This is a genomic window from Shigella sp. FC1661, from assembly GCF_001712525.1.
Taxonomy (GTDB): Bacteria; Pseudomonadota; Gammaproteobacteria; order Enterobacterales; family Enterobacteriaceae; genus Escherichia; species Escherichia coli.
The window spans coordinates 1-8,288 of record NZ_MDGW01000087.1 but is presented as its reverse complement, the minus strand read 5'-3'; the positions used below and the strand labels follow the sequence as shown (position 1 = coordinate 8,288).

General features: G+C 53.6%; 6 protein-coding genes and 4 pseudogenes. 7 read left to right on the top strand and 3 right to left on the bottom strand.

Features of this window, described 5'->3' with window-relative positions; translation table 11 throughout:
- From BFF42_RS06400 to frlR, 7 genes and pseudogenes are all read left to right on the top strand, one after another.
- Window positions 1-292: pseudogene (locus tag BFF42_RS06400) on the top strand (IS1-like element IS1X2 family transposase); the annotation flags it as partial.
- Window positions 293-317: 25 nt separating this feature from the next.
- Window positions 318-485, top strand: coding sequence for a YhfL family protein (locus BFF42_RS06395; RefSeq protein ID WP_001031834.1), 168 nt, complete (start codon window positions 318-320; stop codon window positions 483-485).
- A 295-nt stretch (window positions 486-780) separates the two neighbouring features.
- Complete coding sequence (frlA, locus tag BFF42_RS06390) at window positions 781-2,118, top strand: fructoselysine/psicoselysine transporter (RefSeq protein ID WP_000535527.1); 1,338 nt, start codon at window positions 781-783, stop codon at window positions 2,116-2,118.
- Between the two features lie 20 nt (window positions 2,119-2,138).
- Window positions 2,139-3,161, top strand: a pseudogene (frlB, locus tag BFF42_RS06385) (fructoselysine 6-phosphate deglycase).
- A gap of 49 nt (window positions 3,162-3,210) precedes the next feature.
- A complete protein-coding gene (gene frlC, locus BFF42_RS06380) occupies window positions 3,211-4,041 on the top strand; it encodes a fructoselysine 3-epimerase (protein WP_000847842.1) in 831 nt (276 codons plus the stop codon).
- Complete coding sequence (gene frlD / locus BFF42_RS06375; RefSeq protein ID WP_000853355.1) at window positions 4,038-4,823, top strand: fructoselysine 6-kinase; 786 nt, start codon at window positions 4,038-4,040, stop codon at window positions 4,821-4,823. The genes frlC and frlD overlap by 4 nt, the downstream gene beginning before the upstream one ends.
- 99 nt (window positions 4,824-4,922) lie before the next feature.
- Window positions 4,923-5,654, top strand: coding sequence for a DNA-binding transcriptional regulator FrlR (gene frlR, locus BFF42_RS06370; protein ID WP_001276847.1), 732 nt, complete (start codon window positions 4,923-4,925; stop codon window positions 5,652-5,654).
- Window positions 5,655-5,805: 151 nt separating this feature from the next.
- On the opposite strand, the gene BFF42_RS06365 is transcribed toward frlR, so the two are convergent.
- The 3 genes and pseudogenes from BFF42_RS06365 to BFF42_RS06355 form a co-directional block, all read right to left on the bottom strand.
- Window positions 5,806-6,891 carry an aminotransferase class I/II-fold pyridoxal phosphate-dependent enzyme gene (locus BFF42_RS06365; protein ID WP_000847179.1) on the bottom strand — a complete coding sequence of 362 codons (1,086 nt, stop codon included), beginning with the start codon at window positions 6,889-6,891 and terminating at the stop codon, window positions 5,806-5,808.
- Window positions 6,892-6,902: 11 nt separating this feature from the next.
- Window positions 6,903-7,988: pseudogene (locus BFF42_RS06360) on the bottom strand (YhfT family protein); the annotation flags it as partial.
- 15 nt (window positions 7,989-8,003) lie between these two features.
- Window positions 8,004-8,288: pseudogene (locus BFF42_RS06355) on the bottom strand (IS4 family transposase); the annotation flags it as partial.

Below are 8,288 nucleotides of genomic sequence, written 5' to 3'. Positions count from 1 at the left end.
GGCGCACGTCTTCGGTGAACGCACTCTGGCCACACTGGAGCGTCTTCTGAGCCTGCTGTCGGCCTTTGAGGTCGTGGTATGGATGACGGATGGCTGGCCGCTGTATGAATCACGCCTGAAGGGAAAGCTGCACGTTATCAGCAAGCGTTACACTCAGCGCATTGAGCGACATAATCTGAATCTGAGACAACATCTGGCAAGGCTGGGACGGAAGTCACTGTCGTTCTCAAAATCGGTGGAGCTGCATGACAAGGTCATCGGGCATTATCTGAACATAAAACACTATCAGTAAGTTGGAGTCATTACCGGGAATGTAAATGAACAAATTTATTAAAGTTGCACTGGTAGGTGCAGTACTGGCTACGTTAACTGCATGTACTGGTCATATTGAAAACCGTGATAAGAACTGCTCTTACGACTACCTGCTGCACCCGGCAATTTCTATTTCTAAAATCATTGGCGGTTGCGGTCCTACTGCACAGTAAGTCTCTGACAGAAATCGGCTAACACCGGTTTAATTGCCCGACGCCCTCTGGATTTTCCGAGGGCGTATTTGTTTCTATATCCTTCTTGCTCCCCACCCGTAAAAATATTTTCACTTTAATTTCAATTGGATAACTACATTCATTAGCCACAGCGCGATCCTGTGCGAAATTTTGTGATCTTCCTCCGCATTACATAACATCATATGTTATTATATTCATCATGCATTGTTATGTTACCTTTTAAATGACTGCAAACTCTCCCCTACAACGTGTTGGACAAGAAAAAGGTATCGCTATGGGAAGCCAGGAACTCCAACGCAAGCTCGGATTTTGGGCCGTTCTTGCAATCGCCGTCGGGACAACCGTCGGCTCCGGTATTTTTGTATCTGTGGGTGAAGTGGCAAAAGCAGCGGGCACGCCGTGGCTTACGGTGCTCACGTTTGTCATTGGCGGGTTAATTGTGATCCCGCAAATGTGCGTCTATGCGGAACTATCCACCGCTTATCCGGAAAATGGCGCAGATTATGTTTATCTGAAAAATGCCGGAAGCCGACCGCTGGCTTTCCTCTCCGGCTGGGCCAGCTTCTGGGCCAACGATGCGCCGTCATTGTCGATTATGGCGCTGGCGATTGTCAGCAATCTTGGCTTTTTAACGCCTATCGATCCGTTGCCCGGTAAATTTATCGCCGCCGGATTAATTATCGCCTTTATGTTGCTACACCTGCGCTCCGTTGAAGGCGGCGCAGCGTTTCAGACGCTAATTACCATCGCCAAAATTATCCCGTTCACTATCGTCATTGGCCTTGGGATCTTCTGGTTTAAAGCGGAGAATTTTGCCGCCCCTACCACCACTGCGATTGGCGCAACGGGCAGCTTTATGGCGCTGCTGGCGGGGATCTCTGCCACCAGTTGGTCGTATACCGGCATGGCCTCTATCTGTTATATGACCGGCGAAATTAAAAACCCCGGAAAAACCATGCCACGAGCGCTGATTGGTTCCTGTCTGCTGGTTCTGGTGCTCTACACCCTGCTGGCGCTGGTGATTTCCGACCTGATGCCCTTCGACAAACTCGCCAATTCTGAAACGCCGATTTCCGACGCCCTGACCTGGATCCCCGCACTCGGCAGCACCGCTGGGATCTTTGTTGCCATCACGGCGATGATCGTCATTCTTGGTTCGCTTTCCAGCTGCGTGATGTACCAGCCGCGGCTGGAATACGCGATGGCGAAAGACAACCTGTTCTTTAAATGCTTCGGCCATGTGCATCCGAAATACAACACGCCGGATGTCTCCATCATCCTGCAAGGGGCGCTGGGGCTCTTCTTCATCTTCGTTTCCGATCTCACCAGCCTGCTGGGTTATTTCACCCTGGTGATGTGTTTCAAAAATACCCTCACCTTCGGCTCCATCATCTGGTGTCGTAAACGCGACGATTACAAACCGCTGTGGCGTACTCCGGCTTTCGGGCTGATGACCACCCTCGCCATTGCGTCAAGCCTCATTCTGGTCGCCTCAACCTTTGTCTGGGCACCGATTCCCGGCCTTATCTGCGCCGTCATCGTTATTGCTACTGGTCTGCCTGCTTACGCCTTCTGGGCGAAGCGTAGCCGCCAGCTCAACGCTTTGTCGTAATGTTATCTGGAGAAAATAAAATGTTGGATATTGATAAAAGCACCGTGGACTTTCTGGTCACCGAAAATATGGTTCAGGAAGTGGAAAAAGTTCTCAGCCATGACGTTCCGCTGGTGCACGCCATCGTGGAAGAGATGGTGACGCGCGACATTGATCGTATTTATTTCGTTGCCTGCGGCTCGCCACTCAACGCGGCGCAAGCGGCGAAACATCTGGCGGATCGCTTTTCCGATCTTCAGGTCTACGCCATTTCCGGCTGGGAGTTCTGCGATAACACCCCGTATCGCCTCGACGATCGTTGCGCGGTGATTGGCGTTTCTGACTACGGTAAAACGGAAGAGGTAATCAAAGCGCTGGAGCTGGGCCGGGCCTGCGGCGCACTCACTGCGGCGTTCACCAAACGCGCGGACAGCCCGATTACCTCGGCGGCGGAATTTAGCATTGATTATCAGGCCGACTGTATCTGGGAAATTCACCTGCTGCTCTGCTACAGCGTGGTGCTGGAGATGATCACCCGCCTCGCGCCGAACGCGGAAATCGGCAAGATCAAAAACGATCTCAAGCAGTTGCCGAATGCGCTCGGTCATCTGGTACGTACCTAGGAAGAAAAAGGCCGCCAGCTTGGTGAACTGGCCAGCCAGTGGCCGATGATTTATACCGTTGCTGCGGGTCCGCTGCGTCCGCTGGGTTACAAAGAAGGCATTGTAACGCTGATGGAATTTACCTGGACGCACGGCTGCGTGATTGAGAGCGGAGAGTTCCGCCATGGCCCGCTGGAGATTGTCGAACCGGGCGTTCCGTTCCTGTTCCTGCTCGGCAATGATGAAAGTCGCCACACCACCGAACGCGCCATTAACTTTGTTAAACAGCGTACTGACAACGTGATCGTCATCGATTACGCCGAAATTTCGCAAGGGCTGCACCCGTGGCTGGCACCGTTCCTGATGTTCGTGCCAATGGAGTGGCTCTGCTACTACCTGTCTATTTACAAAGATCACAACCCGGATGAACGCCGCTATTACGGTGGTCTGGTGGAATATTAATCCCTCGCCCGGCCCGGCAACGGGCCGGATTTACGCAAGGAGTTACCCGATGAAAACAGGTATGTTTACCTGCGGCCACCAGCGGCTGCCTATTGAACACGCATTTCGTGATGCAAGCGAGCTGGGTTACGACGGCATCGAAATTTGGGGCGGTCGCCCGCACGCGTTCGCGCCGGACTTAAAAGCGGGCGGCATCAAACAAATCAAGGCGCTGGCGCAGACGTATCAGATGCCGATTATCGGCTATACGCCAGAAACCAACGGCTATCCGTATAACATGATGCTGGGCGATGAACATATGCGTCGCGAAAGCCTCGACATGATCAAGCTGGCGATGGATATGGCAAAAGAGATGAACGCGGGTTATACGCTGATTTCCGCGGCCCACGCGGGCTATCTCACGCCACCTAATGTTATCTGGGGACGGCTGGCAGAGAACCTAAGCGAACTGTATGAGTACGCGGAAAACATCGGCATGGATCTAATCCTCGAACCGTTAACGCCGTATGAATCGAACGTCGTGTGTAATGCTAATGATGTGCTTCATGCGCTGGCGCTGGTGCCTTCGCCGCGCCTGTTCAGCATGGTCGACATTTGCGCGCCGTATGTCCAGGCGGAACCGGTGATGAGTTATTTCGACAAACTGGGCGATAAATTACGTCATCTGCATATTGTCGACAGCGACGGGGCCAGCGACACGCATTACATTCCTGGAGAAGGCAAAATGCCGCTGCGGGAACTGATGCGCGATATTATTGAGCGGGGCTATGAGGGTTACTGTACGGTGGAGCTGGTGACGATGTATATGAACGAGCCCAGACTCTATGCCCGCCAGGCGCTGGAACGCTTTCGCGCGCTGCTGCCGGAGGATGAGAGATGAAAACCCTGGCGACAATCGGCGATAACTGCGTCGATATCTACCCGCAACTGAATAAAGCGTTTTCTGGCGGTAATGCGGTCAATGTGGCGGTGTACTGCACTCGCTACGGCATACAGCCGGGATGCATTACCTGGGTGGGTGACGATGACTACGGCACAAAGCTGAAGCAGGATCTCGCCCGCATGGGCGTCGATATCAGCCATGTCCATACGAAACACGGCGTTACCGCACAAACTCAGGTGGAACTGCACGACAATGATCGCGTTTTTGGCGACTACACCGAAGGCGTGATGGCCGACTTTGCCCTGAGTGAAGAGGATTACGCCTGGCTGGCGCAGTATGACATTGTGCACGCGGCAATCTGGGGACATGCGGAAGACGCATTCCCACAGCTGCACGCTGCGGGCAAACTTACCGCTTTCGACTTCTCCGACAAGTGGGACAGCCCGCTCTGGCAGACACTGGTGCCGCATCTCGATTTTGCCTTTGCCTCCGCACCGCAAGAAGACGAAACGCTGCGTCTGAAGATGAAAGCGATTGTTGCCCGTGGCGCAGGAACCGTGATTGTCACGCTGGGTGAAAACGGCAGCATTGCCTGGGATGGCGCGCAGTTCTGGCGTCAGGCTCCTGAACCGGTGACGGTTATCGACACCATGGGTGCCGGAGATTCGTTCATTGCCGGATTCCTTTGCGGCTGGTCTGCGGGGATGACATTACCGCAGGCGATGGCGCAGGGAACGGCGTGCGCGGCGAAAACCATTCAGTACCACGGTGCCTGGTAGGTATAACGTTGGCGTGAGCATCTTCACGCCAACGTGCTGTTACTTGCTGGAAAACGACCCTATAATCCGAGTAATTCATTCTTTATTTCAGGGTCGATTATGTCAGCTACGGACCGCTACTCTCATCAACTCCTCTACGCTACCGTCCGCCAGCGACTGCTGGATGATATCGCGCAGGGGGTTTACCAGGCCGGGCAACAGATCCCTACCGAAAACGAGCTTTGTACACAATATAACGTCAGCCGCATTACCATTCGCAAAGCCATCAGCGACTTAGTGGCGGACGGCGTACTGATCCGCTGGCAGGGAAAAGGCACCTTTGTACAAAGCCAGAAAGTTGAAAACGCCCTGCTTACTGTCAGTGGTTTTACCGATTTTGGCGTCTCACAAGGCAAGGCGACGAAAGAGAAAGTGATCGAACAGGAACGGGTCAGCGCCGCGCCGTTTTGCGAAAAGCTGAACATCCCCGGAAACAGCGAAGTGTTCCATCTCTGCCGGGTGATGTATCTCGATAAAGAGCCGCTGTTTATTGATAGTTCATGGATCCCGCTGTCGCGTTATCCTGACTTTGATGAGATTTACGTCGAAGGAAGCTCCACCTATCAGTTATTTCAGGAGCGTTTTGACACGCGAGTGGTCAGCGACAAAAAGACCATCGATATCTTTGCCGCCACCCGCCCGCAGGCAAAATGGCTGAAATGCGAACTGGGCGAACCGTTGTTTCGCATCAGCAAAATCGCCTTTGATCAGAATGACAAACCGGTGCACGTCTCCGAACTCTTCTGCCGCGCCAATCGCATCACCTTAACTATTGATAATAAAAGACATTAACCGTAGGCCGGATAAGATGCGCCAGCATCGCATCCGGCGATGCTGGCGCGTTGAATTTTACATCCCGTACGTTCCCCTCACCCTAACCCTCTCCCCAAAGGGGCGAGGGGACCGTTCAGTACGGAATTTAGCTTGACGGTGCTATCCAGCATTAAATACTGGCAATACTCTCACGCAAAATCCGCAGCACCGTCTCTTCACCGCTGCGATTCGGGTTAATGCGAATCGCACAATGTTCTGATTGTGGATTCGCCTGGCGAAACGTTCCGGAAAGGCGATAAAAGAGCGGCGGGATTTCATATTTCGACTCTGCACCCACCGGGTAAGGCAAGGCACCGCGCTTTTGCGCCTCTTCCAGCACTCTGGCGGCAATCGGCTGATGAAACTCGACAATCAACACCTTCGACTGCGCATTAGCAATCACCGCGCTTTTCACTTCCGGCACCGCACCACCGTTAAGCAAAGCCAGCAACCGTTCAGATACCCCTGCCTGCACCGCGTGCATCACTGGCGCAAACACCAGACAACGCAATACTTCCAGCGCCTGTGCGCCCTGGATCTGGCTACCGCCGGAGTAAAGCGTGGCGCGAATACGGTTGATAACATCAGCATCGCCGACCACTGCACCAACACCCTCTGGCCCAAATAGCTTGAAGCAGGAAAATGTCGAGACATTCGCGCCGCATTCACAGCCGATTCGCGCCACCTTCATCACCGCATAGTTGTCATCGGTTAACGCTGGAACACCTGCCGCGCGCAACGTTGCCAGCACATCTGCCAGCACGTAGCTGTCCTGCGGCTGCTGGCGCGTATGCTGCACCAGCGCCGCATCCGGTTGTTGCTCGTCGACGACCTGCTTCAGTGCCGACAGGTCATTGAAATCAACAGTAATAAGCGTCAGCCCCATCTGCTCAACAATAACCCGTGTCGTCGGGTAAACAGGCGCGTCATGCACCAGAAGACGCTGCCCCGGTTTGAGCAAAGCTGCCAGCCCGGCGCGAATCGCGCCAGTCCCCGCGCCCTGCACCAGCGCCGCAGCCTGTGCGTGAAATGCATCAGCCAGCACCTGCTCCACCCGTTGGGTAATACGCGGTTGATTCAGCCCCGGCGTTAAGCCCAAATCACCGCTGGTTAGAAACTCCGCGCCGGGAAAGTGACGGCAAATCGTGTCCACCAGCGCAAACTGCTTTTGCTGCGCCTCAATAAGCGTCAGGCTTTGCAGAGGAAACGTCTTCATAGGTGCCTTCCTTAAGCCGGAACGAACAGGCCAAGCCAGTAAAGAACATTCAGCAGAATACCGGTGATCATTACTGCCACGACCGGTGCCGCCATTTTCTGTACCGGACGGCCCAGGGATTCGTTGAGGAAGTAAATGGCAACCGCGATAGAGAATCCGGTATAACCCGCCATCTTAATTGCTGCGAAAATCGAACCGACCAGCAGCGCCACTTCCATCAGCATATTCATGGCGTTACGGATGTTATCCGACTCATTACGCACCGACGGGTAGCGTCCCAGCCATTTGCCGATAGAACGAAGCAGCAAGACTTCCGCCGAAATAACCACTGCGCCTAATACCGCTGCAACCATCGGATTCGGCGAGAGATAGCCCACCGCATAAACAAAGGTAAAGCCCGCAACTGCATACACACCCGTTGCTAAGGCGGTGGTGGCAATCAACGGTACAAAACCCAGCCCGCGCATAAATTCTGCCAGTGCCGCCTGGTTGATCAGCGTTTGCGATTGTTCCGGCGTTACGCCTGCGGAGTACGCTTTCTCCAGAGTGAAGATCGACACTTCACTGCCGGCGAAAATCTTCATGCTGGCAACGGCGGCAATCAATGCTCCCACGATGGCGATATAGGGTAAGTTTTTGATAATCCGCGACGTGCGTTCTTCAAACACCGAAAGCCCGCTGGCATCAATATCATTTTCATCACGATGACGCAGGTCGTGAGTTATCGCGATCCCCAGCAGCATCACCATGCCAATAAAGATTTCGATGGATTCAGGGTTAAGATGTGGGAAATAGCGCACGACTACCACACGGGTCATCAGAACAACCACGGCGGCGACCAGACTTTGCTTCCAGCCAAACTGGTAGAAAATCGCCACCAGCGGAAACAGTGCAAAAGCAGAAACTACCGGCGAGCTTAATTCCCCGAGGCTACCTAATACATCCACCGGCAGCGCGGTCAGCAGCTGGTTTACTGGCAACAGGCAAGTAAGGATCAACACGCCCCAGATAGCGCCAAGACCAAACGCCATCAGGCTGTTTATCGCCAGTACGCCGAGGATATCGGTAGGAAGAAAGAGTAACCATGCGTTGAGCAGCCTAATGCCAGTCAGTTAAGCAACTGACTGGCTCTTTTTCGGGGCTGTGGGGTATTTCCAGGGCCTCTCCTTTACCACTCTCGGGAAGGCCCTTTCCCTTCTCGTCGGTAATTTCACAAGTTGTCCCATACTTGCAAGATCGCGCATCAGCTCCGGTATACGTCCCGGTGAAGCGCCCTGCAATGTCATCAGCATTCTCATCACCATTCCGCATGATTCTGAGAAACTCAGTTGATTCGGCCAGTAACCTTTCAGATGTTCCGCCATTTTAATCATCTGATATCTCACCAGATTATAAGC